Below are 25,924 nucleotides of genomic sequence, written 5' to 3' on the forward strand. Positions count from 1 at the left end.
CATCGTGATGTCTCAGACGTCCAGGGCCTTCTTCGCGTCCTTGAAGTACTGCGTGACGGACTCGCTGATCGTCGCCTTGCCGAACGCGATGTTCTTGGCCGCCATGTCGAGAGCCGTCTTGGCATCGCCGTATCCCGGCGGCGCGGTCGCGGGAGCGGGCAGCGCGTCCTTGACGACCTCCTTGGCGACGTAGTCCCCGTACTCGACGTCGCGCTTGGCGTTCGCGTCGAGAAGGGGCAGGAGGAGCTTCTTGGACTTGTCCGACGGCGGCAGGCCCCGGGTCACGGTCATGGCCTTGATGACGTCGTCGTCGTTGATGAAGGCATCCATCAGCTTGGCCGAGCCCGCCGGGTTCTTTCCGCTCTTGGGGATGCACAGCAGGACGCCGGCGCTGAGGGCCTGCCCCGTCTTGCCGTCCGTGCGGGGCACGATCACGATGCCGAGCTCGTGCCGGGTCAGCGGAGCCATCTGGGCCAGTCCCCAGCCGGTGGTCATCGCGACCTGGCCGGCGATCAGGGGGTGCGCGCCGGTGGCGGACCCGGCGGCCTCGAGCAGGTTCGGCGGGCAGACCGCGCCGGACTTGCGCAGGCCGGCCCAGAAGGTGAACCACTCGGTCAGGGCGTCGGCGTCGAACCCGAGGGTGCCGTCCTCGAGGTAGAGGTCCATGTCGCGCTGGCGCAGCCACGGGGAGAACGCGCCGGAGTCGTCCGGCGAGGAGTCGATCGCCCCGTACTTGCCCTTGCCCAAGGCTTTGGAGGTCTCGCCGGCGATGGTCGAGAAGTCGTCCCAGGTCCAGTCGTTGGTCGGCACGTCGACCTTGAGCTTCTCGAGCAGCGTCTTGTCGAACAGCACGGGAGAGTTTCCCGAGCCGGATGCGGTGCCATAGGTCTTGCCCTTGACATCCCCGCCGGCACGCAAGGGCTCGTAGAGCGTGTCGAGCCCGATCGGCTTGGGGATGTACTTGGCCAGGTCGAGCAGCGTGCCCTTGTTCGCGTACGTGCTGACCAGTGCGGTGTCCATCTGGATCAGGTCGGGCGGGTTGCCGCCCGCGAACTCGGTGTTCAGCTTGTCGAAGTAGCCGTCGTAGCCCGAGTACTGCGAGGACACCTTGATGCCGGACTTCTTGGTGAAGATGGCCAGCGCCGCGAGGTAGGCCTTGTTGCGCTCGTCACCGCCCCACCATCGGAAGGTGAGCGAGTCGGCGGCGGCGGACCCGCCCCCGCCCCCGCCGTTCGGGGCGCAGCCGGCGAGCGCGGTGCCGCCCACCATGGCGGCGAGCCCGATGAACCCGCGACGGGAGAGTCCTGCGGTCATGGTCGATCTCCTTATGCTGCGCGATGGACGTGCGGAACGTTGAGCGAGGGGTTGTGCACGTCAGCCTTTGACGCCGGTCGTGGCCACGCCCTCGATGAGTTGTTTCTGGAAGATGAGGAAGACGCCGATCGTGGGCACCAGCGTGACCACGGCCATGGCGAACATGCCGCCGAAGCTGGAGCCACCGGCCTTGTCGATGAACGAGTTCAGGCCGAGGGGAACGGTGTACCGCGCGTTGTCGGACAGGTAGACGAGCTGTCGCAGGAAGTCGTTGAACGTCCAGATGAACGTGAGCACCGTCGTCGTGATCAGGGCGGGCCGCAGCAGCGGCAGGATGATCGAGAAGTACACCCGGATCGGTCCGGCCCCGTCGATGGAGGCCGCCTCGTCGAGCTCTTTGGGGAGCCCACGGATGAACTGCACCATCAGGAAGATGAAGAAGGCGCTCTCGGCGAGGAACTGCGGCACGATCAATGGCAGGAAGGTGTTCACCCAGCCGAGCTTGAAGAACAGGGTGTACTGCGGGATGAGCGTCGCCTGGAACGGCAGCATCAGGGTGCCGAGCATCAGGACGAACCAGAACCGCTTGAACGCGAAGTCCAGGCGGGCGAAGGCGTAGGCCGCGAACGAGCACGAGAGCACGTTGCCGACCACGGCGAACAGCGCGATAAAAGCCGAGTTCATCAGGAAGACGGAGAACGAGGTGCCGGTCGCGGTCCAGCCGTCCACGTAGTTGCTGAACGTGAAATTGGCCGGGATCGGATTGAAGGTCGTGAAGATCTGGTTGTCCGGCTTGAGTGAGCTGCCGATCATCCACACGAGCGGGTAGAGCGTCACGAGCGCCACCACGATGAGCAGGCCATGCACGGCGATGCTGCGCCGCCGACTGCGGGTGTCCGTTGCCATGTCTCGCTCCTCGGTCACGGGGGTGTGTGGGGGCTGGCTCGCGCCGGGTCAGTCGCCGTAGTGCACCCAGCGGCGGGAGGTCGCGAAGTAGACCGAGGTGAAGATCGCGATGACGACGAACAGCACCCAGGCCATCGCCGACGCGTAGCCCATGTGCAGGCTGGTGAACCCCTGCTGGTACAGGTACAGCGTGTACAGCAGGGTCGAGTCGATCGGTCCGCCGCTGCCGCCGCTCACGACGAACGCCGGGGTGAACGTCTGGAAGGCGTTGATCGTCTCGAGCACGAGGTTGAAGAAGATCATCGGTGAGAGCAACGGCAGGGTCATGCTGAAGAACAGGCGAGGCCCCTGGGCGCCGTCGAGCGACGCGGCCTCGAAGACATCCTGCGGGAGCTGCTTGAGGCCGGCCAGGAAGATGAGCATCGGCGTACCGAACTGCCAGGCCGCGAGCAGGATCAGCGTCCAGATCGAGTAGTCCGGGCTGCCGATCCAGTCCGGGCCGACGAATCCGAAGACCTTGAGCACCTGGTTCAGCAGGCCGTCGGAGGAGAAAATCTGCCGCCACATGACGGCGACGGCGACGCTGGCCCCGAGCAGCGACGGCAGGTAGAAGACGGCGCGGTACAGGCCGAGGGCGCGCAGCCCGCGATTGAGTGCGAGCGCAACGGCCAGGGCGCAGATCAGCTTGAGCGGCACCGAGACGCCGACGTAGACGAGGGTCACCCGCACCGACTGAAGGAATCGCGGGTCGTCGGTGAACATCTCGCGGTAGTTGTCCAGGCCCGTCCACCGCGGCGAGCTCAGCAGGTCGAACTTGGTGAAGGACAGGTACAGGGAGTAGAGCATCGGCAGGAGTGTGAGCCCGAAGATGCCGACCAACCAGGGCGCGAGGAACAGGTAGCCCGACCGGTTGTGGCGATGTTTCGAGCGTCGCGGGCGAGCGGGCCGGGTGTCGGTGGCCGTCGCGAGCGGCTCCCGGTGCGTGTCGGTGGCGGTCACGAGCGGCTCCCGGTGGGTGCGGAGGGCAGGGGGTGGCGAGCTGCGCCGAGCCCGGCCGAACGGGCGGTCACGAGCGCACCGGCCAGGCCGGCGTCGCCGGGGAGCCGGGCCAGGAGCACCGCAGGCGGGAACGGAACCACCCGCTCGAACACCCGGCGGACGCGCGGCAGGACGACGTCGGACTGCGCCATCAGCCCGCCGGCGAACACGACGCGCTCCGGGTCGAGCGCGACCACGAGATTGGCGAGGTGCACGGCCAGCAGATCGATGGTGTCGTCGAGAAACCGGCTCAGCTGCGGGTCGTGGTCGTACCGGGCGAAGACCTCGGCCGTGGTCACCGGGTGGCCGAGCAGCTCGCTGGCCCGGGCCGCGATACCCAGCCCGGACACAGCCTCCTCGAGCGGAGCGCGCCCCTCGGCGAACGCCGCTCCGGGCATCGGCCCGACAACCTGGTAGGCGATCTCGCCGGCGGCGCCGTGACCGCCGCGCACGACCTGACCGTCGACGACGATGGCCGCCGAGATCCCGCTGCCGAGATTGACGAAGAGCCCCGAGCGCACGCCCACCAGGGCGCCGAGCTCGAGCTCGGCCTTCGCCGCGGCTTGCACGTCGTTCACGACGTCGACCGGACAGCCGACGAACGCCTCCGCGAGCAGCCGGCGCACCGGCAGGGTCTGCCAACCCGGGTTGTTCGGGGCGAGCAGCACGCCGTCGTCGGCGATGACGCCGGGGCAGGTGAGCCCCACGCCGACCAGGACCCCGCCGTGGTCGGCCTCGGTCCGCGCAACCAGCTCCCGCGCGGCGTCCATCACGCGCGGCCACACGAGCGCGGCGCCCGCCGCTGCGCCGGTCGGGATCCGAGAAGTCTGCAGCAGGGCACCCTCGAGCGAACTCGTCGCGAGGGCGACCTTGGTTCCGCCGATATCGAGTCCGAGAACGAAGCTCTGCTCGGCTCGCTGTCCGCAGGGCGGTGCCGTCATGTGGTCAAGACTGGCCATCGCTGGTGCCCTCCGCTTCGTGGGTTCCGAGAAACGTAAGGCAGGAGTCCTTCATATAGCAAGGCCTTTCTATGACCGACTTTCCGAGCTACGCTCGCGTTGGACCACACCGCAGAGCCCCGGGCCGGGCGCGCTGCGCAGCGGACGGAGGCACGCGGTATGGACACTCACAAGCAACCCGCACCGCACGCCGAACGCGCCCGCCTCGACGTCGGCGGGCGCTTCGGCCTCGCCGTCGGTGCCCGGCGGGGCGACGTCGCGCGCAGCCCCGCGCTGATGCGCGAGATCAACGCTCGCCGGGTCTTCCAGGTCGTGTGCGCCGCCGGCGGGGCGACGTCGTTGACCCAGGTGGTCGCCGAGACGAGCCTGTCCAAGCCGACCGTCAGCCTCGCGCTCGCGCACCTGACCGACCGCGGCGTCATCCGGGTCGCGGGCACCCGTACCGGTCAGTCCGGACCGTCTCCGCGGCTGTTCGCGTTGCGGCCCGAAGCGGCCTGGGTGGTCGTCGTCGACGTCGGCCGCCGATGGGTGAGCGCCGTCGCTGCCGACCTGGGCGGCACGGTCACCGCACGCGTGCGCGAGCAGTCGCGTCGCAGTGCGGACGGCCTGCTCGCCCAGATCGGCTTCCTGGTGCAGGGCCTGCTCGACGAGACGGGGATCACCGCGGACCAGGTCGCGAGCATGGTGGTCGCGATCCCCGGGTCGTACGACCAGACCACCGGCCGCGTGCGACACGCGAGCAACCTGTTGGGCCTGCAGAATCCCGCCCTCGCGCCGGGGTTGCGTGAACGGTTCGGAACCCATCTCACCTTCGAGAACGACATCGACCTCGCTGCCCTCGGCGAGCAGGCCTACGGCGAGGGACGCGGGGTCGAGAACTTCGTCGTCGTCTCGATCGGCACTGGTCTGGGTCTCGGGATGGTCCTCGGCGGCCAGCTGCACCGCGGCAGCCACGGCGCCGCCGGCGAGCTCGCCTTCGTGCCGACGACGAGCACGTCGCGTTCGGCATCACCCGTCCCGGCCGCGCTGCGCCGTCGTGGCGTGCTCGAAAGCCAGGTCACGGCGGACGGCTGGAGCGACGCCGCTCGACGCCTGAAGGTGCCCGGACCCGCGACGCCCCGCGCCGTGCTCGCCGCGGCCCGCCGCGGGGACCCGGCCGCGCGGGCGGCTCTCGGTGAGGTGCTCGATCATCTCGCGGGCGGCCTGGCCGTGGTCATCGCCCTGGTCGATCCCGAGCTGGTCGTCGTCGGGGGAGGCATCGGCCGGCAGCTCGGCCCGCACCTCGCTGCGGTGCAGGCCCGGGTCGGCGAGCTCGTGCCGTTGACCCAACCGCGGTTCGCCATCTCGGGCCTCGGCACTGACGCCACCCTCTTCGGCGGCCTCGCGAGCGGCCTGGCCACAGCCCGTAAGCAAGTCCTGCTGTCGTTCGAGGCGTCCTGAGTCAGGCTGCCGGAGGCCGCGCGGTGGACTCGCGGATGACGAGGTAAGCCGGCAAGGCCGGCTGGACGAGGGCACTCGCGGCGGTCAGCGCGAGCTCGGCGGCGGCCGCCCCTAGCTCGGACAGGGGGAGGTGCACCGTGCTGAGGCCCGGGGTGACGTCGGCTGCGACCGGCACGTCGTCGATGCCCACCACCGAGACGTCGTCGGGCACGCGCAGGCCCGCCTCCCGCAGGGCGACGAGGGCGCCGATCGCCATCAGGTCGTTCGACGCGGCCACCGCGCTGAACACCGCACCGTCCTCGAGTGCCCGGCGGACCAGCCGGCGACCGGTGTCGCGGTTCTGCGGGCCGTGCACGACCTCGACGCCGGAGCGCAGCACACCGCCGGCGCGTGCGCCTTCCAGGAAGCCCGCGAGCCGAGCGCTCGTCGTGGTGGTCCCAGTGGGCCCGGCGAGGTAGCGGATGCGCCGGTGGCCGAGGCCCGCGAGGTGCTCACCGATCAGCGCGCCCGACCTATGGTTGTCGAGCTCGACGACCGAGGCCGCGTCGGTGCCGACCGGGGCCGGACGACCGACCAGAACCAGCCTGGACCCCTGCCGGGCGATACCGTCCGCCTGCCGGGCCAGCGCGGCCTGCAGCTCGGGTTGCTCACTGCCCGCGCCGACGAGGAGCACGGCATCGGCCCGGTGGTTGCGCAACAGGGTGAGGTAGGCGAGCTCCTGGCGTGGATCGGCGCCGCTGCTGCAGATCATCGTGAGGTGGCCCGCCGCCTCGGCCACATCCTGGGCGCCGCGGACGATCTCGGAGAAGAACGGGTCCGACACGTCGGCGACGACGATGCCGAGGATCCCTGATCTCGCGTGCACGAGGGCGCCCGCGTGCACGTTGAGCACGTAGTCGAAGTGCTGCACGGCCTCGACGACGCGTTCGCGGGTCGATGCCGCCACGGGGTAGTTGTTGTTGAGCACCCTGGAGACCGTGGCCGGCGAGACCCCGGCGCGGTTGGCCACATCGATCAAGGTGACGCGGTGCCCCGCAACCGCTAGCTCGTCCATCCGGGCAACGCTGCCACAGGGCGTCGTTGGATGGAGGCTGTTCGTGCCGGGGCCGCCTCGACGACAACGTGTCTGATAAGTTTTCACTTGTATGACAAGTAGTGATCCAGCACCGCGCGCCGACTCCCGAGGACTGCCATGACGACCGTCATCACCGAGTTCTTCAACCCGCTCGCCGCCATCTCTGGCGGGCAGGCCACGACCGACCGCATTCGGCACGTCAAGCTCTCCACCCTGACGCTGCCGCTGCCGAACCCGATCAGCGACGCGAAGGTCCTCACCGGCCGGCAGAAGCCGATGACCGAGATCGTCTTCCTGTTCGCCGAGGTCAAGACGGAGAACGGGCACAGCGGCATCGGGTTCAGCTACTCCAAGCGCGCCGGCGGGCTCGCGCAGTACGCGCACGCCCGGGAGATCGCGGACAACCTCCTGGGGGAGGACCCGAGCGACATCGGCCGCGTCTACTCCAAACTGCTCTGGGCCGGCGCGTCGGTCGGTCGCAGCGGCGTCGCCGTGCAGGCGATCGCCGCGTTCGACATCGCGCTGTACGACCTCAAGGCCAAGCGTGCGGACCTCCCGCTGGCCAAGCTGCTCGGTGCGTACCGGGACTCGGTCCGGACCTACAACACCTCCGGCGGCTTCCTGCACGCCCCGCTCGAGGAGATCAAGGAGCGGGCCAGCGAGTCACTCGCGGCGGGTATCGGCGGCATCAAGATCAAGGTCGGCCAGCCGGACACGAAGGTCGACCTGGCCCGGGTGCGGGCCGTGCGCGAGCACCTCGGCGACGACGTCCCGCTCATGGTGGACGCCAACCAGCAGTGGGACCGGCCGACCGCGATGCGTGTGGGCCGGGCGCTGGAGGAGCTCGACCTGGTCTGGATCGAGGAGCCGCTCGACGCATACGACGCCGAGGGCCACGCGCAGCTCGCCAACGCGCTGGACACGTCCATCGCGACCGGCGAGATGCTCTCCAGCGTCGCGGAGCACATCGCGCTGATCGAGAACCGCTCGGTGGACATCCTTCAGCCGGACGCACCCCGGATCGGCGGCATCACCCCGTTCCTGCGACTCGCCGCGCTCGCGGACCAGGCCGGACTCCAGCTGGCACCGCACTTCGCGATGGAGATCCACCTGCACCTGGCCGCGGCGTTCCCGCGCGAGCCGTGGGTGGAGCACTTCGAGTGGCTCAACCCGTTGTTCAACGAGCGCCTGGAGACCTCCGGCGGCCGGATGCTGGTCCCGAACCGCCCGGGGATCGGCATCACGCTGAGCGACCAGGCGCGCGCGTGGACCACGGACACGGTCGAGTTCGGCCACCCGTGAGCACGCTGTCCCACGGCGTCGTCGAGCAGCTCACCGCGCAGATCGTCGACGGCGTCTACCGGCCCGGCGCCAAGCTGCCCGCCGAGAGCGCGCTCGAGGAGCAGTTCTCGGTGAGCCGCACGGTGATCCGGGAGGCCCTCACTCGCCTGCAGGCCGTCGGCCTGGTGGAGACCCACCGGGGCAAGGGGACGTATGTGCTGGTCCGGCCCAGCGAGGAGGCCTTCTCGGCCGACCCGGGCCGGATCCGCACGGCCCAGGACATGCTCGAGCTGCTGGACTTCCGGCTCGGCTGCGAGGTCGAGGCCGCGGGCCTCGCAGCCCTGCGCCGGACCGGCAGCCAGCTGGCGAGGATCGAGAGCTCGCTGAGCTCGTTCCGGGCGGCCCGGGACCTGCCGAGCAAGGCGGTCGAGGCCGACTTCCAGTTCCACCGGAACATCGCCGTGGCCTCGAACAACCACTACTACGTGGAACTGCTCACCTCGCTCGGCCCGACCATGATCGCCATGCCGCAGACCCGGCTGCGGGCGCACGACGCCGCCGAGAACGACCTGCACTACGACCGGGTGATCCTCGAGCACGAAACCGTGGTGGCGGCCATCGCCCGCCGCGACGTGCTGGCGGCCTGCGCAGCGATGCGCACCCACCTGTCCGCCTCGAAGGCCCGCCTAGCCGGCTAGTCAGCTAGCTAGACCGGCCAGGTCGACCACGGCGCACTCTGGGACCCCGACCGCTACGCCTGGAACGGCCCTGGGGACTGAATCTGCCCAAGGAGGTCCACGGAGGCCGGTTGGTTGGTTGCGGGTATCCCGGCCCGGGGGCGAGGCCGGGAGCGAACGTCCGCATAGTCACAGCCCCCGATTTCACCACGTTGCGGTCCCGTCGGCGCTCACGTACGCGCCCGGCCTTGTCGATACCAGGCCAAGGACGCCGGGCGCAATCAGGTCAAGGTCCTCGGGACCCTGGCGCCCCCACGCCGCCGACCGACGTCGACCTGCCCCGCGCCTCCTGACCGCGCCAAACAACACTGAAGAAGCCGCGCCAGATTCCGCTGAAAGTCGCAGCGAGCGTGTGAGCGCGGCGCGGTGTCTTCCCGCCAAGCGAAGTGCCCCCGCGGACCACACTGCAGAGGTGGCACGTGTGTCCGGCGGGGGCGACATCCTCTTGATCGACTTCGCTTCACGCGACCTGAGGACATCGCGGTAGGTCGAACCGGTCTCGCGTGTCTTCTTTTCCCGGCAGCCCTCGCCATGTTGATCGCACTGTCCGGGTGGACCGGGGGGCGGGGACACCAGGGCAAGTGGGACGGTCACGACGGCGCTGCGTGTTCTCTGATCTGAGTTACGGGTCGGTCGTCCGGGCGCGCGCTCGAGTCCATCGAATGTTCATGTTTGGGCCACCTCAGCCGATCAGATCGCCACATAGAGCGATGGTCGCGCGCTCGGGAAACCGGGCCGAGGAAGGTGGAGGACCCGTGTCACACCCGAACACCGTCCTCGTCCTGACGCCCAGCGTCGGCGGTTACTACTACGGCGGGCTCCTGGCCGGGCTCAACCGCGAGGTCGCGGGCGCCGGTGGGCGTCTCCTGCTGGTCCAGACGCTGGAGGCCGGCACCAGCAGTGGCGAGATCGGGGAGCCGGGTGAGCAGGGCGATTTCGCCATTCCGGTGGCCTGGTCCGAGGTCGACGGCGTCGTCTCGATCACCCGCGCGGTCCGGGCGTCCTTCCTGCAGCGCCTACGCGACGCCGGCAAACCCGTCGTGCTCGCCAGCGCCCCGATGCTGGACTTCGCCGCGCCCCTCGCCCTGCCCGACAACCACGGGGGGACGTTCGCCGCCGTGGAGCACCTCATCTGGCACGGCCACACGCGGATCGGGTTCGTGGGCAACCTCGCCCAGCCGGACGTGTGTGATCGCCATGCCGCCTACCTCCAGGCGCTCGAGACCCACAGCCTCACGGCGGATCCCGCGCTTGTCTTCGCGGCGAACAACAACGCCCGCGGCGGCGGCGTCCGGGCCGCGCTGGCCGTGCTCGAGTCCGCGGTCCTCCCGACGGCCCTGATGGTCGCCACGGACCGCAACGCCCTCGGGCTCATGCGCACCCTGACCGACTCCGGGCTGGTCCTGCCCCGGGACATGGCGATCGTGGGGTTCGACAACATCGAGGCGGCCGCGTTCTCCGCGCCGACCCTGTCGAGCGTCAACCAGCAGTTCGACGAGACCGGGGCGCTCGCCGGACGCCTCATCATGGCCGCGATGCGCGGGGAGTCCGTGCCGCACCTCACCTTCACGTCTCCCTCGGTGATCGCCGTGCGCGAGTCGTGCGGCTGCGGCGACGACGACGCGCCGGGCGCGCCAGGCGCGGAGCGTGACCTTTCCCTCGACGCGTCGCCGGCGCTGCTGCTCGACGAGCTCCAGGACATGCTCTGTGGGGCGCTCCTCACCGGCCACAGCCTGGACGAGAACCCCTTGCGCGAGTCGGCCCTCGCGATCGCGCGCGAGGCTGAGCGGCTCCTGGGAACTGGGGACGAGCTCATCGCGGGCCAGATCAAGGCCCTGACTTCCTCGCTGCGCCGGCTCGCGCCGCGACCGGATATGCTGCGCCGCGTCGTCGGCGCCCTGACCGTGTACGTCCAGCGCGCCGCCGCGGGGACGGCGCGGGCCGGCGGCACGCAAACGGCGGCGACCGCCGCGGCACGCTTGACGACGGCGCTGTGGCAGCTGCAGGCCGGCTCGTTCCTCCGGCAGGCCGAGGCCGCCGAGGCGGCGCTCGACGAGCAGTACGTCGTCGACGCCGGGCTGCTCGACATCGGCCGCTCGGACCCCACCGAGCTCGGCTGGCTGGTCGGCACCCATGTACGGGCGGGAGTGCTGGCGCTGTGGGAGGACGGGCCGCAGGGCGGCGTGCTGCGGATCGTCGGCGCCTACGACCCCGCCAGGCTCGTGTCGAACCTGGTCGGCACGACCACGACGCCCGAGCAGTTCCCCCCGGCCTCGCTCATCGCGGCGACCCAGCCGGCCGATCGCGAGGTCTACATCGTGGTGCCGGTGCGCACCAAGGAGCGCGACTGGGGACTGCTCGCCGTCGTCGGCGAGATCGAGACCTCCTGGACCCGCGAGGCGTACCGCCACTGGGCGGCCCTGCTGTGCGTCTCTCTCGAGGCGGACCGCCTGCAGGAGGAGGTGCGCCGCCATGCGCTGTACGACGCCCTGACCGGGCTGCCGAACCGCCGCCTGTTCCAGGACCGCCTGGAGCACTCCATCGCCCTGTGTCAGCGCGAGGGGACCGCCTTCACGGTGATCTTCCTCGACCTGGACGGGTTCAAGGTCATCAACGATTCGCTCGGGCACCCGATGGGCGACCGCGTCCTGAACGCCGTCGGCGCCCGCATCGAGCGCGAGCTGCGCACGGTGGACACCGGCGCCCGGTTCGGCGGGGACGAGTTCGCGATCCTGCTGCACGACGTCGCGGCCGACGGCGCCCTACTGGTCGCCGAGCGCCTGCAGCAGGCCCTTGCGGCCGTCCTGGACCTCGACGGTCGCGAGCTCTCCATCCGGGCCTCGATGGGCGTCGCGACCAGCGCCATCGAGTACTCCTGCGCCGAGGACGTGCTGCGGGACGCGGACGCGGCCATGTACCGCGCCAAGGCGACCGAGCCGGGCAGCGTGTCCTTCTTCGACTCCCAGATGCACGACCACGCCGTGCACCAGATGCGGCTGCACCACGAGATCCGCCGGGCGCTCGAGGAAGATCAGTTCGAGATCCACTACCAGCCGATCGTCAACCTCGCCACGGGTCGCACCGACCGCTTCGAGGCTCTGGTCCGCTGGCGCCACCCCGAGCGTGGCCTTCTCCTGCCGGAGGAGTTCCTGCCGCACATACAGGACATGGGGCTGATGGTGCACCTCGGCCGCTGGATCATCGACGAGGTCTGCCGGCAGGTCTCCGACTGGGGGCCCCAGGTCACCAACGTCGCGATCAACGTCTCGGACCGCGAGTTCTGGCACCACGACCTGCTCTCCCACATCCTCGCGAACGCGGCGCGGCACGGCATCACCGCGGACCGCCTGACGCTCGAGATCACCGAGGGCGTAATCATGCGCCGCCCCGAGGTGGCCCTGCGGATCATGCGCGAGATGCACGACGCCGGGCTGCGGCTGCACATCGACGACTTCGGGACCGGGTACTCCTCCCTGGAGACGCTGCACCGGTTCCCCGTGGACGCGTTCAAGATCGACCGCTCGTTCATCGGGTGCCTGACGACCGGGGACCGCACCGACGAGCTGGTCCGCGCGATCGTCGCCATGGGCAAGGCGCTGGGCCTGGCGGTCGTCGCCGAGGGCGTCGAGACCACCGAGCAGCTCGCCTTCCTGCAGGAGGTCGGCTGCGCGACCGGCCAGGGCTTCCTGTTCATGCCCGCCGTCCCCGGCGATCGCGCCATGGAGCTGCTCGGGCACGTCCTGGGCCCGATCACCGCCGACGCCGGTAGCCGGTAGCCGGTAGCCGCGAGGCACCGTTCACAGTTCCGGCAAGATCGTCAACGGCCCCGATCTCTCCTTCGAGTCCCAGTCCGCCAACACGCGCTATCTGGACGGGTACGGCCACGGCACACACCTCGCCGGGCTCATTGCCGGCAGAGACACAGGGCTCACCGCCGCGAACCTGGCCAACAGCTCCTACGTCGTCGAAATGGCGCCTGACGCGACCATCGTCAACGTCAAGGTCGGCGCCGGCAACGACGGCGAGTCTGGCCCGAGCGCGTTGACCATGCCGGCGATCGACCCGTTCGTCATAGCCGTCGGGTCGGTTGATCACGAGGGGACGGGTAACGCCGGGGACCTGCGGGTTGGTGCCTGGACGAGCACGGGCACCGCCGCGCGGCGCCCCGACCTGACTGCTCCTGGCAAGTCCGTGGTCCCAGCGCCTCGAAGCCGCGCAGATCAGTGCCGACGGCCACGCCGCCGCCTCCGTGCACGCCTGCTCGACCCCGCCTCCCTGTGCCTGACCCAGACGGGTCACGGAGATGACCGGGTCCGAGAGTGTGCTCGTGGTCGCTTCCGAGGCGATGACGCTGGCCATCGCCGCCCAAGCTCGGCGTGCTGGTGAGCATCGACGTCGAAGCGGGTCATGGCGCCGACCCGCATGGCCCGCCGGGTCATGGACTCCGGCGGGGTGGGGGCAGACGAGCACGAACTCGTCCCCGCCGAACCGTCCGATGGTGTCCCCGTCACGGAGCAGTCCGCGCAGCCGGCCCGCAACAGCAACCAGGACGATGTCGCCCGCGCTGTGGCCGAGGTAGTCGTTGACCACCTTGAAGCGGTCCAGGTCGATGAGCAGCACCATGACCTCCTGGCCAGGCACGCCGTACTGGCTCACCGCCTGGTTGAGGCGATCGTCGATCATCGTCCGGTTCGGCAGCCCCGTGAGCTGGTCGTAGAGCGCCAGATGCATCAGGGCCGCCTCGGCGTCCTTGGTGGCGGTGATGTCCACGAACTGGCCGACGAAACCCAACGGTCGCCGCGCGGCGTCGGCGAGCAGCGAGACGCCCTGCATGACCCAGGCCGCGATCCGAGCCGGTCGAGCAGCGCTGGCCCTAGCTAGCGGGGGCAAGTCACTCACTCGTTTGTCTCAGTTCGTCCGGAGTGCGGTCGATGCGGAGAACATCTATTCCGCGAGAGAAGGGAAAGTCGTGTCCAGTCCCGTCCGTCCGGGCTCGGTCAGCGGGGGCGCTCCGTGTGCGCCGCTCGTTGGTCTGCGCTCGCAAGGGCGCGTGGCGTGGCTCGTGTACCTGGCGTTCGCGTTGACCGTGAGCGCGGTGTATTTCGCCCTTCCCCAGTACCACCTGGCCCTCTGGACGCCGCTGGGCCTGTCGTCCGTCGTGGCCACCGTCGTCGCGATCAACCGTTACAGGCCGCAGCAGCGGGTCGCGTGGTACCTGCTCGCGGGTGCGGAGTTCTGCTTCATCTCCGGCGACACCGTCTACAACATCCTGACGCTCGCGCTGCATCAGGAGAATCCGTTCCCGTCGATCGCGGACGTCTTCTACCTCCTGACGTATCCGCTGTTCGCGGCCGGGATCTTCCTGTTCATCCGGGGTCGGTCGGCGGCCCGGGACCGCGCGAGCCTCATCGACGCCCTCATGATCACCGTGAGCCTGGGCCTGCTCTCCTGGGTCTTCCTGATCCTGCCGAACTTCCAGGCCCCCGGCCTGACCGGGGTCCAGCGGTCCATCTCGGTCGCCTACCCGCTCGGCGACGTACTCGTCCTGGCGATGCTCGCCCGCCTGGTCGGCGCCGGTGGCCTCCGGGGCCGGTCGATGCAGTTCCTGGTCCTCGGGGCGGCCGGCCTGTTGGTTTCGGACGTGCTCTACGGCCTGATCCAGCTGAACGGCGTCTGGCACGTGGGCGGTCCCACCGACGCGGGATGGGTGACCTTCTACGTGGCCTGGGGCTGCGCCGCCCTGCACCCCTCGATGGTCCGGCTCGGCGAGATCCAGCTCGATCGACGGCCGCCGATGGGTCGGCTCCGCGTCACCCTCCTCGCGGGGGTCACCCTCATCGTTCCGGTCGTGCTGTTCGCCGAGTCGGTGACCGGCAAGGACGTCCACGCGAGCACCGTGGCCCTGTTCTCGGCGGCCCTCTCCCTGCTCGTGATCGCCCGGCTCTGGGGGATCCTCGACGTCCACCAGCAGTCCGTCAAGCGCGAACGCATCCTTCGGTCCTTCGGTGGCGCCCTGGTCGCCGCGCACGATCCGCCGGAAATCTTCCAGGTCGCCCTCGACGGAGCCAGCGCCCTGACCGGGGCGGCCGAGGTGACCAGGGTCGGCATCTACCTCGCCGGCCCCGACGGCGTCCGTTGCGTGGCGCAGTCCGGCGCCCCGCAGGACGACGAGCGCCGCGAGCTGTTCTGGGGCATCGCCGTGGAGGGGGGACACTTCGACGCGGCGGGGACCCTGAGCGTGACCTCGCTGCGGTACGACCTCGAGACCCGCGGGATGCTGGTCGTGGAGCGACTGACGCCGCTGACCCTCGATCTGCATGGCGCCCTGTCGACCCTGGCGGCCCAGGTCGCCCTGGCGCTGGAGAGCGCCAGCCTCGCCGAGAACCTCCGTCAGCGGCAGAGCGAGGAGCAGTTCCGGGGCATCCTGCAGAACTCCTCGGACATCATCGTCGTCGTCAACGCGCGCGGCGACATCACCTATGGCACCCCGTCCCTGGGGCGGAACCTGGGACTGCCGCCCGGCGAGGTGCTGGGCCGCTCGCTCGCGGAGTTCCTGGACGCCAAGGACGGGGCCGGGGCGATCGCCATGTTCGCGGGCTTCGCCGCCGGCACCTCCGCGACCCAGGCCATCACCGACTGGCACCTGCGGCATCGCGACGGCGCGTTGATGGCCTTTGAGGTGCTGTCCAACAACATGCTCGACGACGCGCTCGTCGGCGGAATCGTCCTGACGATGCGCGACGTGTCCGAGCGGCGGGCGCTCGAGGTGCAGCTCAAGCACCAGGCGTTCCACGATGCACTCACCGGCCTGCCCAACCGGGCCCTCTTCCATGACCGTGCCGAGCACGCCCTGGCTCGCACCGCGCAGCGCGGATCGGTCGTCGCGCTCCTGCTGCTGGACCTGGACGACTTCAAGATCGTCAACGACACCCGCGGCCACGCGGCCGGCGACGAGCTGCTGATCCAAGTGGCCGCCCGCCTGCGGTCCACGGTGCGTGGCGGCGCCACCGTCTCGAGGCTCGGCGGCGACGAGTTCGCGGTCCTGGTCGAGGACCTCGCCGACGTCTCCGAGGCCGAGAGCTTTGCCAGGCGGGCCCTCTTCGCCTTCGCGAAGCCCTTCACCGTCCTCGGCGAGATCCTCCGAGTGGGCGCCAGCGCCGGGCTGGTGGTGACCGGGGGACCGCACGACTCGCTCGACATGACCGATCTCATGCGGTCGGCCGACCTCGCGGTCTACGCGGCGAAGGACCGCGGCAAGGGCCAGGTGATGCTGTACCACAAGGACCTGCGCACCCGGATGCTCGACCGCCTCAGCCGCAGGTCCGACCTGGAACGCGCCATCGACGGCGACGAGTTCGTGCTGCACTTCCAGCCGATCGTCACCATCGAGACCGGCGAGGTCGTGGGGTGCGAGGCGCTCGTGCGGTGGGACCACCCCAGCCGCGGCCTGCTCCCACCTGTGGACTTCGTGGAGCTGACCGAGGAGACGGGGATGATCGTCGAGCTCGGCCGCTGGGTGCTGGACCAGGCGTGCGCCCAGACGCGGCTCTGGGCCGACGCCGGTCATCCCGGCCTGCGCATGTCGGTGAATGTCTCCGCCCGCCAGATGCAGGAGACCGGGTTCGTCGACGAGGTGCGCGCCGCGCTGGTGCGCCACCGGGTGCTCCCGGGTCAGCTGGTGCTGGAGCTCACCGAGAGCATCTTCGCCCTGGACGCGCCCGTTATCTCCGAGCAGCTCCGGGCCCTGCGCGACCTCGGGATCAAGATCGCGATGGACGACTTCGGCACCGGTTACTCCAGCCTCTCCTACCTGCAGAAGTTCCAGATGGACATCCTCAAGGTGGACAAGTCGTTCGTCGACGGACTCGGGGTCGGTGACCTCGACGGCAGCGCCCTGGTCAACGCGATCATCTCCCTGGCCCACTCCCTGCGGCTCGAGGTGGTCGCCGAGGGGATCGAACGCGCCGGGCAGCGCGACGAGCTCTGGTCGATGGGCTGCCGCCTTGCTCAGGGATACCTGTACTCCAAGCCGGTCGAGCCCGATCAGCTGTTTGCCCTGCTCTCCAGTTCGGCGCAGCTGGGGCCGCACCCGGTGACGGGGAAGCGGGACATCAACCGGCTCCGGGTGCCCGCCCTGCGATCCGTCCCGACCCCGGCCCAGCGGATCTCGGAGGAACTGAACCCCTGATTGAGGGCACCGGCGACCCCGTCGGCGCCTCGGCCCCTTCCCCCGCTCTTGTCCCAGTGAGGACCCGACCCATGCAATGGACCAATCCCGCGCTTCTGCCCGCCGCGAACCCGAAGTGGGCGGACCTGGAACGGCTCCGGTCATCCTCGCCCATGTACGACGCCGTGATCGAGGAGGTCAGGGGCCGGCGCATCCGGATCGGGGACCACTGGCTGGCCGACTTCGCGTCGTGCAACTACCTGGGCTTCGACCTGGAGCCGGAGATCATCGACTCGGTGGACGGGTATCTGCGGCGGTGGGGGACCCACCCGAGCTGGTCCCGGTTGCTCGGCAACCCGCGTCCCTACCTGGACATCGAGGAGCGACTGACCGAGCTGCTCGGCGCCGAGGACACCCTCGTCCTGCCGACCATCACGCACATCCACATGTCGGTGATCCCAGCGATCGTCGGCCGCGGCTGGATCTTCCTGGACGGACAGGCCCACCGCACGATCTACGACGGCTGCGTGGTCGCCCGCGGCCTGGGGGCCACTCTGAACCGGTACCCGACGGGCGATCTCGAGGTCCTGGAGGCGAAGTTGCGGGCGGCCCCAGCGGGGGTCACCAAGGTCATCTGCATGGACGGCGTCAACAGCATGACGGGCAACGCCCCCGACTTCACGGCCTACACGGCCCTCGCCCGAGCGCACGGCGCGCTGCTCTACGTCGACGACGCGCACGGCTTCGGGGTCATCGGCGAGCGTTCGCCCCGCGAGACCAGCCCGTACGGCTCGCGCGGCAACTCGATCGTCCGCTACGCCGGCGAGACGTACGACGGCATCGTCCTGGTCGGCGGGTTCTCCAAGGCCTACTCCTCGCTCCTCGCCTTCCTCGCGGTCCCGACCTGGCTGAAGAACCATCTGAAGGTCGCCGCGGCCCCGTACCTGTTCTCGGGCCCGTCCCCGGTGGCGTCCCTGGCGACCGTGCTGGCGGGCTTCGACGTCAACGAGGCCCGCGGGGACGAGATCCGCGCCGACCTGTGTCGCAAGACCGCGCGGGTGCTCGAGACGACCTCGGCGCTGCGCCTGGCGACGCCGAACACCTCCGGGCTGCCGATCATCGAGCTCCCGCTGGAGCACGCGGACGACATCGATGCGGTGGGCCGGTTCCTGTTCGACGCCGGCATCTACGTCACCCTGGCCGCCTACCCGCTCGTGCCCCGCTCCGAGGTCGGCTTCCGGGTCCAGATCACCGCCGCCAACGGCGACGACGAGATCACCGAGCTGTGCGCCGCCGTGCGAGCGGTCGCCGACCGTTTCGGCCTCGCACGTCGCGACCACCCGCCCGTCGCGCCCGCCGTGCCGGGCGGCCCGGCCACGCAGCACCTGCGTCTCGCCGGGTTTCCCACGCATCGCCCCCGCGGCGATGGCTGACAGGCCCGGCGCCGCCGGATCGCTGTTCGCGCCGTTGCGCCATCGCCGCTTCCGGCTGCTGTGGCTGGGCATGAGCGTCTCGCTGCTGGGCGACGGGGTGTACCTCGTGGCGCTCGCGTGGCAGGCGTACACGATCTCGCCCCGCCCGCAGGCCCTCGCGCTGCTCGGCCTGTGCGCTACCGTCCCCCAGCTGCTCGCCCTGCTTTGCGGGGGCGTGCTGAGCGACCGTGCCGATCGGCGGAGCATCCTGCTGGTCGCCGACGTCGTCCGCTTCGTGGCGGTCGCGGTGGTGGCCGGGCTCGTCCTGGGGGGCCAGGTGCGCATGTGGAACCTGGTGGTGCTCAGCGTGGTCTACGGGGCCGGCGCCGGCATCGCGGCACCGGCGTTCGACGCGATCGTGCCCGACCTGGTGCCCGGCCCCGATCTGGAGCGGGCCAACGCCCTGGAGCAGTTTCTGCGCCCGACCATGCTGCGACTGGCCGGCCCCGCGGTGGGGGGCGTGCTCATCGCCGGCCTCGGGGTCGGCTGGGGGCTGGCCCTGAACGCCGTGAGCTTCCTGGTCTCGGCCGCCTGCCTCGCGGCGATGAGGACCCACGCGAGGCCGCCGTCGGGCGCACGGCCGGGCACACCGCCGTCGGGCGAGACCTCCGAGCAGCCCTCGCCCCTGGCCGATGCCCTGGCCGGGGGACGGTACGTGAGGGGGCAGGTCTGGCTGTGGGGAACCTTCGCCTCGGCGACCGTCGCCTACCTGATGTTCATCGGTCCGACCGAGGTGCTCCTGCCCTACGTCGTCCGCGAGATGCTCGGGGGGACGGCCGCGGAGTTCGGCCTGATCCTGGCCGCCGGGGGCATCGGGGGGATAGCGGCCGCCGTCATCCTCGGGTCGACGGGCCTGCCGCGGCGTCAGCTGACCTTCATGTACATCAGCTGGACCGCCGCCACCCTCGCCGTCGCCGGCTACGGGCTGGCCAGTGCCGGGTGGCAGCTCATGGTCATCTGCGCGCTCATCAACGGCCTCGAGGCGGCGGGCACGGTGGCGTGGGTGACCACCAAGCAGCGCCTCATCCCGGCGGCGCTGCTGGGTCGGGTCTCCAGCCTCGACTGGTTCATCTCCATCGCCGGGCTGCCGGTCTCCTTCGCCCTGACCGCGCCAGTAGCCGCCCTCGTCGGGGTCCGCACCACCCTGGTCGGCGCCGGGCTCATCGGCGCCGCCGCCACCCTCGGCGCCCTCTTCCTGCCCGGCATGCGCGCCGCGGACGGGGCGTTGGTCACCGACCCGTCGACGCCCGCGCAGCATCAGCGCGCATGAACGAGGCGACGCTGCGCACGATCCTGTGCGAGCTGTCCCGGGCCTTCGAGGCCCGCGACCTCGAGGGCCTGCTGACCTCGTTCAGCCGGTCGCCGACCGCGACCTACTCCGGCTCCGAGGGCGGCGAGACGGCCACCGGCGCCGGCGCGCTTCGGCCGCTCTTCGCCCGGCTGCTCCGCCGGGAGGCCACCTACTCCTTCGACCTTCCGCACCTGACCTACGGCGGGACCCACGAGCTAGTCTGGATGTTCGGCGATGGCCGGGGCGTCGAGATCCGGCCCGGCCACGCGGACCAGGTCTTCCCCTACCGGATCACCGGTGCCCTCGTGCGGGAGGATGCCCGCTGGCGGTGGGCGCTGCTGGCCGGATCGGAGCCGACGGCCCCCGCAGCCGACTCCTAGGCGGACGATCCTCCAACCTCCGCCGAGATGTCGAAATCCGCCCATCCGATGGCGATCTGACGGGCGGATTTCGACATCTCGGCGGGGTCACGAACTATGGATCGCGGCGCGGATCCAGGTGATCAGGCGGGCGGGGTGGCGGAGGACGTCGTCGGCCGTGCAGGTGATGACGCGCCAACCGAGTGCCTCCATCGCCTGGCGTCGCGTGATGTCTCGTCGCCAGGTCGCCTGGTCCGTGCGGTGGATGTCGCCGTCGTACTCGATGGCGATCTTGAGCCCCGGGTAGGAGAGGTCGGGCATCGCGACGAATCGACCGAAGGTGTCGAGGACCGGTCGATTCACCTCCGGGCACGGCAGGCCTGCCTGCACGATGGCGAGGCGGGCACGGGTCTCCATGGACGAGTCGGTGAGCGGCCGGACCAACGCGAGCGCTTCGCGTAACGCGCGGATGCCACGGGTGCCCGGGCGCGCCGTGGCGACCTGCGACTGCAGGATCTCAAGGGTCGTGGCTGCGGTCTTGCGGCGGGTCATGGCGTCCGCGAGCACAACGAGGTCGTCCATCGGGAGCTCCCTTGCGAGCTGCAGCCAGGTCTGGGCCGGCGAGCTCACCGCCAACGCGCTGCACCACACGGTGGGCAGCGGTCCGAGCCCGCTCGCATGAGTAACGAGGCCGACCCACCGCGGGTAGTACGCGCCGGCGGGAACGGTCACGTGAATCCGCTTGTCCGACTCCAGCCGCCAGGGCACCTCGGTCCCGATCAGCCGCAACGCGGTGACGTGACTGAAGCGCGCGCCGTCGGGCAGGAACGTCGACGCGGCGCGGCACCGCTCGAGCGTCGAATCGGGAGACGGGCCGTCGTGGCGCACACCTGCGAACGGACTCGCAAGGGAGACGCGCCGGAGCATCTTCTCGCTGACGCCCAGAGCAAGCGCCTCCGCGGTGCTGAACGGACGTGATCGGAGCGTCGCGGGGAGCGGAAGCTGAGCGGTCATGGCTGACAGGCTGAACTCCCCATCCATCGCGCGTAACCCCGCCGGCGTCCGCCTGTGCACCCCGCCCCAATCCGCCAACCTGTGTATCCAGCGTTTGCCCGCCGAGATGTCGATTTCCGCCCGTCGGAAGCCGTTGGAACGGGCGAAGATCGACATCTCGGCGGGTTTGCGGTTGGCAGGCAGGTCGGCGAGATGTCGATTTTCGCCCGTCCGTCGTCGATCTGATGGGCGGAAATCGACATCTCGGCGTCAGGTGAGGGCGAGGAGGCGGCAGGTTGTGGCGACGGCTCGTTCGAGGTTGGCTGGGCCGTCGGCCAGGGCGGAGGGCAGGTCGGTCACGCCTTGCACGATCGGCACCAGTGCTGCGAAGCCGTGGGAGTACAGGATCTCGGCGCCGGGACCGATGCGGCCGGCGAAGGCGATCACCGGCACGCCGCGGCGCCCTGCCGCCCGCGCGACACCGAGGGGGGTCTTGCCGAGCGCCGTCTGGGCGTCGACGCTGCCCTCCCCGGTGAACACGTAGTCGGCGCCGATGATCCGCTCGTCCAGATGCGCGGCCGCCATCACGACGTCGACCCCGCGGTTCATCCGCGCGTCGAAGAACGCAAGGAACGCCGCGCCGAGGCCGCCGGCCGCGCCCGCCCCGGCGAGCCCGGCGACGTCGCGCCCGGTCGCCCGGGCGACGACGCGCGCGTAGACATCCAGCGCCGCGTCGAGCTCGCGGACGGCGTGCTCGTCGGCGCCCTTCTGGGGCCCGAACACCGCACTGGCCCCCTGCGGTCCGAGTAGCGGGTTCGTCACGTCGCTCGCGATCTCGAACGTCGCGGCGCTCAACCGTGCGTCCAGCCCGGCGAGGTCGATCCGATCCAGCGACGCGAGGGCCGAGCCACCAGGAGTGAGGTCCAGCCCGGCGGCATCGACCAGGCGGGCCCCGAGCGCCTGGAGCATGCCGGCCCCGCCGTCGTTCGTGACCGACCCGCCGAGCCCGACGACGAAGCGCTGCGCGCCGTGGTCGAGCGCGTCGAGGATCAGCTCGCCGACGCCGAACGTGCTCGCGATCCGCGGGTCACGCTCGCCCGGCGCGACCAGGTCGATCCCCGCCGCGGCAGCGATCTCGAGGATCGCCAGGGACTCCTCGGCCACGTACCCGTAGCGGGCGCAGACCGGCCGGCCACGCCCGTCGTGGACCCACGCCGTCCGGTGCGTCCCGCCGACGGCGGCGACGAGGGCGTCGGTCGTGCCCTCGCCGCCGTCGGCCATCGGCACGCCCACGCACACGGCGCCCGGAAACACCGTGCGGATCCCGCGCTCCATCGCGGCCACGGCGGTCGGTGCGGTCATCGACTCCTTGAACGAGTCCGGAGCCAGCACGAACCGCATGACGGCCATGCCCTCCTCGAGACCGCCGCCCGCCCTCAGCGGACCAGCGCCGGCGACTTGGCGTCGAAGGCCCAGTCCTCGATCAGGTACTGCATCCCGATCGCATCGTCCCGCGCGTCCAGCGCCTTGGTGAGGTACAGGTCGTGCGCCGCCGCGAGCTGGTCCAGATCGATCTCGACGCCCAGTCCCGGCGCGTCGGGGATCGCGATCTGGCCGTCCACGATCGTCATCGGGTTCGCGGTCAGTCGCTCCACGCCCTCCTGCCAGATCCAGTGGGTGTCCAGCGCGTTGTACTCCCCGGGAGCGGCGGCCCCGCAGTGCGCGATCATCGCGAGGGAGATGTCGAAGTGGTTGTTCGAGTGGCAGCCCCAGGTCAGCCCGAAGTCGTTGCAGAGCTGGGCCACCCGGACCGAGCCCTGCATGGTCCAGAAGTGCGGGTCGGCCAGCGGGATGCTTACGCTCTGCAGCGCCAGGGCGTGCGCGAGCTGTCGCCAGTCCGTGGCGATCATGTTGGTCGCCGTCGGCAGGCCGGTGGCGCGGCGGAACTCGGCCAGGATCTCCCGGCCGGAGAAGCCGTCCTGCGCGCCGCACGGATCCTCGGCGTAGGCCATCGTGCCCACGAGGTCCCGGCACAGGTCGACGGCCTCGGCCAGCGACCAGGCGCCGTTCGGGTCGAGCGTGATGCGGGCGTCCGGGAAGCGCGCTTTGAGCGCCCGCACGGCTTCGACCTCCTGCGGGCCGGCGAGCACGCCGCCCTTGAGCTTGAAGTCCTTGAACCCGTAGCGCGCGTAGGTGGCCTCGGCCTGGGCGACGATCGCCTGCGGAGTCAGCGCCTCCTCGTGCCGGATCCGGTACCAGTCGACGGGGGAGTCGAGCTCGCGGTCGTACTCGAGCTCGGTCTTCCCAGGGTCACCCACGTAGAACAGGTAGCCCAGCGCCCGGACGGACTCGCGCTGCTGCCCGTCGCCGAGCAGCGCGGCGACCGGCACCCCGAGGTGCTTGCCGAGCAGGTCGAGCAGCGCCGACTCGTATGCGGTGACGGCGTGCACGGTGGCGCGCTGGTCGAACGTCTGCTGGCCGCGGCCGCCGGTGTCGCGACCGCTGAACGTCGTGGCGATCGCCCGGCACACGTTCTTGTAGTCACCGAGCGCGGCGCCGAGCACCAGCGCCGTCGCGTCCTGGAGCGTCCGGGTGATCTTCGCCCCGCCAGGAACCTCACCGATTCCGCGGTGGCCCGCCGAGTCCTCGAGCACGACGACGTTCCGGGTGAAGTACGGGCCGTGCGCCCCGGACAGGTTCAGCTCCATGCAGTCCCGGCCCGCGACCGGGTAGACGGAGACCTTGGTGATCGTGGGGGTGCTCATGCGACGGACTCGTCGGCGAGGTCGAGCCGGCCGCCGGCGATCGTGATCGGTCCCCGCGCGAGCTCGAGGCCCGCGAGCTTCTCGTGGAAGCGCACGAGCGCACTGTGGTCCTCGAGCTCGCGGCCGTCGACCTTGAGCGCGGTCATCATCTCCAGGATCGCGGCGGTCAGCGGCACCGGAGCGCCGACCTCGTGGCCGGTCTCGATCGCGTTCGTGAGGTCCTTGATGTGCAGGCTCAGCCGGAAGCCGGGCGCGAAGTTCCGGTCCAGCATCATCGGCGCCTTGGCCTCCATGACCGTCGAGCCGGCGAGCCCGCCGCGGATCGCCTCGAACACGGCCTCCGGGTCGACGCCGGCCTTCTGCGCGAACACCAGCGCCTCGGACACGGCGGCGATGTTCAGCGCCACGACCACCTGGTTGGCGAGCTTGGCGATGTTCCCGGCCCCGAGCTCACCGACCCGCACCACGGACGCGCCCATGACCTCGAGCACGCCGCGGTAGGTGTCGAACAGGTCCTGCGGGCCGCCGACCATGAACGACAGCGTGCCGTCGACCGCCTTCGGCTCGCCGCCGGAGACGGGGGCGTCGAGCATCGCGATGCCTTTGGCGCCCAGCGCGGCACCGACCTCGCGGGAGACCAGCGGCGCGATCGAGCTCATGTCGATGTACGCCAGGTTGTCGTGGGCGCCGTCCAGGATGCCGTCGGCGCCGAGCACCACGGCTTGGACGTGCGGGGAGTTGGGGAGCATGGTCAGCACGAGGTCGACCTGCTCCGCCACCTCCTTCGGGGTGGCGGCCTCGCGGGCACCGAGCGCGGTCAGCTCGGCGACCGAGGCGGGGTTGTTGTCCCGCACGACGAGCTCGTGACCGGCCGCGAGGAGGTTTGTGGCCATGGGCTTGCCCATGATGCCCAGTCCGATGAATCCGATCTTCATGAGAACGAGCTCGTGAGACCCCTGGGCATCAGCCATGGAGAGGTAGGGGTGTTCGTGTGTGGTCAGCGACACGCTGGTTCCTTTCGGTCGAACGTCAGTTCTGTCGGATATGGTGGTTTTATGCCCATTGAGACGGTTCGGTACACGTACCGCCTCCGTCCAGGCGCGCAGGCAGAGGCCTCGCTGATCTGCGAGTGGAACCGGTGCCGGTTCCTGTGGAACGAGGCCGTCCACCAGTCCAAGACTGGGCGCAAGCCCACGTTCGCGAAACTGTCCAAGCTCCTCACCGAAGCTCGTAGGGCGCACGCCTGGTTGCCGGAGGGTTCGCAGGTCACCCAGCAGCAGACCCTGCGCGACTACGCCCGGAGCCTCGACCAGTCGTTCAAGGTCAAGGGGCGCGGGCGCCCGAAGTTCAAGGCGCGGAAGAAGACCCTGCCGTCCCTCGAGTACTCGACGCGCGGGTTCAGCGTGAGAGACGGACGCCTGGTCCTGCCCAAGGGCATCACCATCCCGGTGGTGTGGTCCAGGGACCTGCCGTCCGACCCGACGAGCGTCCGCGTCTTTCAAGACACGCTCGGGCACTGGTACGCATCGTTCGTGGTGCGCCGCGAAGCCCAACAGGCGCCGGACGTAGACGGTGGAATCGGTGTGGACTGGGGCGTGGCCGCCACCGCAACCACCACCAACCCCGTGTTCGACCTGCCCCACTCCCAGCACCGCAAACGGTCCGCCGACGCCCTCGCCAAAGCGCAACGCCGCATGGCGCGCCGGCACCACTCGAACGGGGCACAGTCCAACGGGTACCTCCGGGCGCGCCGCGACGCGGCGGCCCTGCACAAGAAGGGCGCCCGGCAAGTTCAGTACGACGCGCGTATCTGGGCCAAGAGGATCGTCGAGGCCCACCAGCTGATCGCCGTGGAGGACTTCACGCCGACGTTCCTCGCGAGGTCCACCATGGCGCGCAAGGCCGCTGACGCCGCCATCGGCGGAGCGAAGCGAGAGCTCATCTACCGGGGTTTGCGGGCTGGCCGAACGGTGGTGTTGGTTCAGTCCGCGTACACGACCATGACCTGCTCGAGGTGCTTCGCGAGAGCCAAGCGGCACCTCGAACTGGGTCAACGAATCTTCACGTGCTCGACCTGTGGCTTCACCGCGGGCCGGGACGTGAACGCTGCCAGGGTGATCCTGGCTG

General features: G+C 70.4%; 19 protein-coding genes and 1 pseudogene. 10 read left to right on the forward strand and 10 right to left on the reverse strand.

What is annotated here, in order from left to right; genetic code table 11:
• Positions 1 to 12: 12 nt before the first annotated feature.
• From VIM26_RS13490 to VIM26_RS13505, 4 genes are read right to left on the reverse strand one after another with little or no spacing between them, the layout of a single operon-like run.
• Positions 13 to 1,314: an ABC transporter substrate-binding protein gene (locus VIM26_RS13490; protein WP_331952005.1), complete on the reverse strand. Its 1,302-nt coding sequence runs from the start codon at positions 1,312 to 1,314 to the stop codon at positions 13 to 15.
• A gap of 60 nt (positions 1,315 to 1,374) precedes the next feature.
• Complete coding sequence (locus VIM26_RS13495) at positions 1,375 to 2,220, reverse strand: carbohydrate ABC transporter permease (protein WP_331952007.1); 846 nt, start codon at positions 2,218 to 2,220, stop codon at positions 1,375 to 1,377.
• A gap of 48 nt (positions 2,221 to 2,268) precedes the next feature.
• Positions 2,269 to 3,219, reverse strand: coding sequence for a sugar ABC transporter permease (locus VIM26_RS13500; protein WP_331952009.1), 951 nt, complete (start codon positions 3,217 to 3,219; stop codon positions 2,269 to 2,271).
• Positions 3,216 to 4,199 carry an ROK family protein gene (locus tag VIM26_RS13505; RefSeq protein WP_331952011.1) on the reverse strand — a complete coding sequence of 328 codons (984 nt, stop codon included), beginning with the start codon at positions 4,197 to 4,199 and terminating at the stop codon, positions 3,216 to 3,218. Before VIM26_RS13505 ends, VIM26_RS13500 begins: the two co-directional genes overlap by 4 nt.
• 177 nt (positions 4,200 to 4,376) lie before the next feature.
• Between VIM26_RS13505 and VIM26_RS13510 the strand changes: the two genes are divergently transcribed.
• Positions 4,377 to 5,657 (forward strand): ROK family protein, encoded by a 1,281-nt coding sequence (locus VIM26_RS13510; protein WP_331952013.1) that lies wholly within the window; start codon positions 4,377 to 4,379, stop codon positions 5,655 to 5,657.
• A 1-nt stretch (position 5,658) separates the two neighbouring features.
• On the opposite strand, the gene VIM26_RS13515 is transcribed toward VIM26_RS13510, so the two are convergent.
• Entirely contained in the window at positions 5,659 to 6,711 is a 1,053-nt protein-coding gene (locus VIM26_RS13515; RefSeq protein ID WP_331952015.1) for a LacI family DNA-binding transcriptional regulator, read from the reverse strand.
• A 138-nt stretch (positions 6,712 to 6,849) separates the two neighbouring features.
• Between VIM26_RS13515 and VIM26_RS13520 the strand changes: the two genes are divergently transcribed.
• The 4 genes from VIM26_RS13520 to VIM26_RS27075 all read left to right on the forward strand — a co-directional run bounded on the left by VIM26_RS13520 (position 6,850) and on the right by VIM26_RS27075 (position 13,136).
• Positions 6,850 to 8,034, forward strand: coding sequence for an L-talarate/galactarate dehydratase (locus VIM26_RS13520; protein WP_331952017.1), 1,185 nt, complete (start codon positions 6,850 to 6,852; stop codon positions 8,032 to 8,034).
• Positions 8,031 to 8,711, forward strand: coding sequence for a FadR/GntR family transcriptional regulator (locus tag VIM26_RS13525; protein ID WP_331952019.1), 681 nt, complete (start codon positions 8,031 to 8,033; stop codon positions 8,709 to 8,711). The genes VIM26_RS13520 and VIM26_RS13525 overlap by 4 nt, the downstream gene beginning before the upstream one ends.
• 794 nt (positions 8,712 to 9,505) lie before the next feature.
• Positions 9,506 to 12,526, forward strand: a complete 3,021-nt coding sequence (locus VIM26_RS13530; protein ID WP_331952021.1) for an EAL domain-containing protein — start codon at positions 9,506 to 9,508, stop codon at positions 12,524 to 12,526.
• A gap of 130 nt (positions 12,527 to 12,656) precedes the next feature.
• Positions 12,657 to 13,136 (forward strand): hypothetical protein, encoded by a 480-nt coding sequence (locus tag VIM26_RS27075; protein ID WP_414696484.1) that lies wholly within the window; start codon positions 12,657 to 12,659, stop codon positions 13,134 to 13,136.
• Positions 13,137 to 13,208: 72 nt separating this feature from the next.
• On the opposite strand, the pseudogene VIM26_RS27080 reads toward VIM26_RS27075, so the two are convergent.
• Positions 13,209 to 13,583: pseudogene (locus tag VIM26_RS27080) on the reverse strand (diguanylate cyclase domain-containing protein); the annotation flags it as partial.
• A gap of 217 nt (positions 13,584 to 13,800) precedes the next feature.
• On the opposite strand from VIM26_RS27080, the gene VIM26_RS13540 reads away from it, so the two are divergent.
• From VIM26_RS13540 to VIM26_RS13555, 4 genes are all read left to right on the forward strand, one after another.
• On the forward strand, positions 13,801 to 16,938 hold the full coding sequence (locus tag VIM26_RS13540; protein WP_331952025.1) for a putative bifunctional diguanylate cyclase/phosphodiesterase: 3,138 nt from the start codon (positions 13,801 to 13,803) through the stop codon (positions 16,936 to 16,938).
• A 71-nt stretch (positions 16,939 to 17,009) separates the two neighbouring features.
• Complete coding sequence (locus VIM26_RS13545; RefSeq protein ID WP_331952027.1) at positions 17,010 to 18,350, forward strand: pyridoxal phosphate-dependent aminotransferase family protein; 1,341 nt, start codon at positions 17,010 to 17,012, stop codon at positions 18,348 to 18,350.
• Entirely contained in the window at positions 18,343 to 19,659 is a 1,317-nt protein-coding gene (locus tag VIM26_RS13550; RefSeq protein ID WP_331952029.1) for an MFS transporter, read from the forward strand. Before VIM26_RS13545 ends, VIM26_RS13550 begins: the two co-directional genes overlap by 8 nt.
• On the forward strand, positions 19,656 to 20,060 hold the full coding sequence (locus tag VIM26_RS13555; RefSeq protein ID WP_331952031.1) for a nuclear transport factor 2 family protein: 405 nt from the start codon (positions 19,656 to 19,658) through the stop codon (positions 20,058 to 20,060). The genes VIM26_RS13550 and VIM26_RS13555 overlap by 4 nt, the downstream gene beginning before the upstream one ends.
• Before the next feature lie 87 nt (positions 20,061 to 20,147).
• Here the strand turns inward: VIM26_RS13555 and VIM26_RS13560 are convergent, their stop codons facing one another.
• The 4 genes from VIM26_RS13560 to garR form a co-directional block, all read right to left on the reverse strand.
• On the reverse strand, positions 20,148 to 21,053 hold the full coding sequence (locus VIM26_RS13560; protein ID WP_331952033.1) for an endonuclease domain-containing protein: 906 nt from the start codon (positions 21,051 to 21,053) through the stop codon (positions 20,148 to 20,150).
• A 249-nt stretch (positions 21,054 to 21,302) separates the two neighbouring features.
• Positions 21,303 to 22,442 carry a glycerate kinase gene (locus VIM26_RS13565; protein WP_331952035.1) on the reverse strand — a complete coding sequence of 380 codons (1,140 nt, stop codon included), beginning with the start codon at positions 22,440 to 22,442 and terminating at the stop codon, positions 21,303 to 21,305.
• Between the two features lie 26 nt (positions 22,443 to 22,468).
• Positions 22,469 to 23,797, reverse strand: coding sequence for an enolase C-terminal domain-like protein (locus tag VIM26_RS13570; protein WP_331952037.1), 1,329 nt, complete (start codon positions 23,795 to 23,797; stop codon positions 22,469 to 22,471).
• A complete protein-coding gene (gene garR, locus VIM26_RS13575; protein WP_331952039.1) occupies positions 23,794 to 24,804 on the reverse strand; it encodes a 2-hydroxy-3-oxopropionate reductase in 1,011 nt (336 codons plus the stop codon). Before garR ends, VIM26_RS13570 begins: the two co-directional genes overlap by 4 nt.
• Positions 24,805 to 24,852: 48 nt before the next feature.
• On the opposite strand from garR, the gene VIM26_RS13580 reads away from it, so the two are divergent.
• A partial coding sequence (locus VIM26_RS13580; protein ID WP_331952041.1) for a transposase occupies positions 24,853 to 25,924 on the forward strand: 1,072 nt, incomplete at its 3' end.

Origin of the sequence: Pengzhenrongella sp. (assembly GCF_036565025.1) — a bacterium.
Lineage (GTDB): Bacteria > Actinomycetota > Actinomycetes > Actinomycetales > Cellulomonadaceae > Pengzhenrongella.

Coding starts and splice junctions, on each gene's coding strand:
- VIM26_RS13505 (WP_331952011.1), bottom strand. CDS start 4,199: ATGACGGCACCGCCCTGCGGACAGCGAGCCGAGCAGAGCTTCGTTCTC.
- VIM26_RS13550 (WP_331952029.1), top strand. CDS start 18,343: ATGGCTGACAGGCCCGGCGCCGCCGGATCGCTGTTCGCGCCGTTGCGC.
- VIM26_RS13520 (WP_331952017.1), top strand. CDS start 6,850: ATGACGACCGTCATCACCGAGTTCTTCAACCCGCTCGCCGCCATCTCT.
- VIM26_RS13510 (WP_331952013.1), top strand. CDS start 4,377: ATGGACACTCACAAGCAACCCGCACCGCACGCCGAACGCGCCCGCCTC.
- VIM26_RS13495 (WP_331952007.1), bottom strand. CDS start 2,220: ATGGCAACGGACACCCGCAGTCGGCGGCGCAGCATCGCCGTGCATGGC.
- VIM26_RS13545 (WP_331952027.1), top strand. CDS start 17,010: ATGCAATGGACCAATCCCGCGCTTCTGCCCGCCGCGAACCCGAAGTGG.
- VIM26_RS13490 (WP_331952005.1), bottom strand. CDS start 1,314: ATGACCGCAGGACTCTCCCGTCGCGGGTTCATCGGGCTCGCCGCCATG.
- VIM26_RS13565 (WP_331952035.1), bottom strand. CDS start 22,442: ATGGCCGTCATGCGGTTCGTGCTGGCTCCGGACTCGTTCAAGGAGTCG.
- VIM26_RS13555 (WP_331952031.1), top strand. CDS start 19,656: ATGAACGAGGCGACGCTGCGCACGATCCTGTGCGAGCTGTCCCGGGCC.
- VIM26_RS13560 (WP_331952033.1), bottom strand. CDS start 21,053: ATGACCGCTCAGCTTCCGCTCCCCGCGACGCTCCGATCACGTCCGTTC.
- VIM26_RS13570 (WP_331952037.1), bottom strand. CDS start 23,797: ATGAGCACCCCCACGATCACCAAGGTCTCCGTCTACCCGGTCGCGGGC.
- VIM26_RS13515 (WP_331952015.1), bottom strand. CDS start 6,711: ATGGACGAGCTAGCGGTTGCGGGGCACCGCGTCACCTTGATCGATGTG.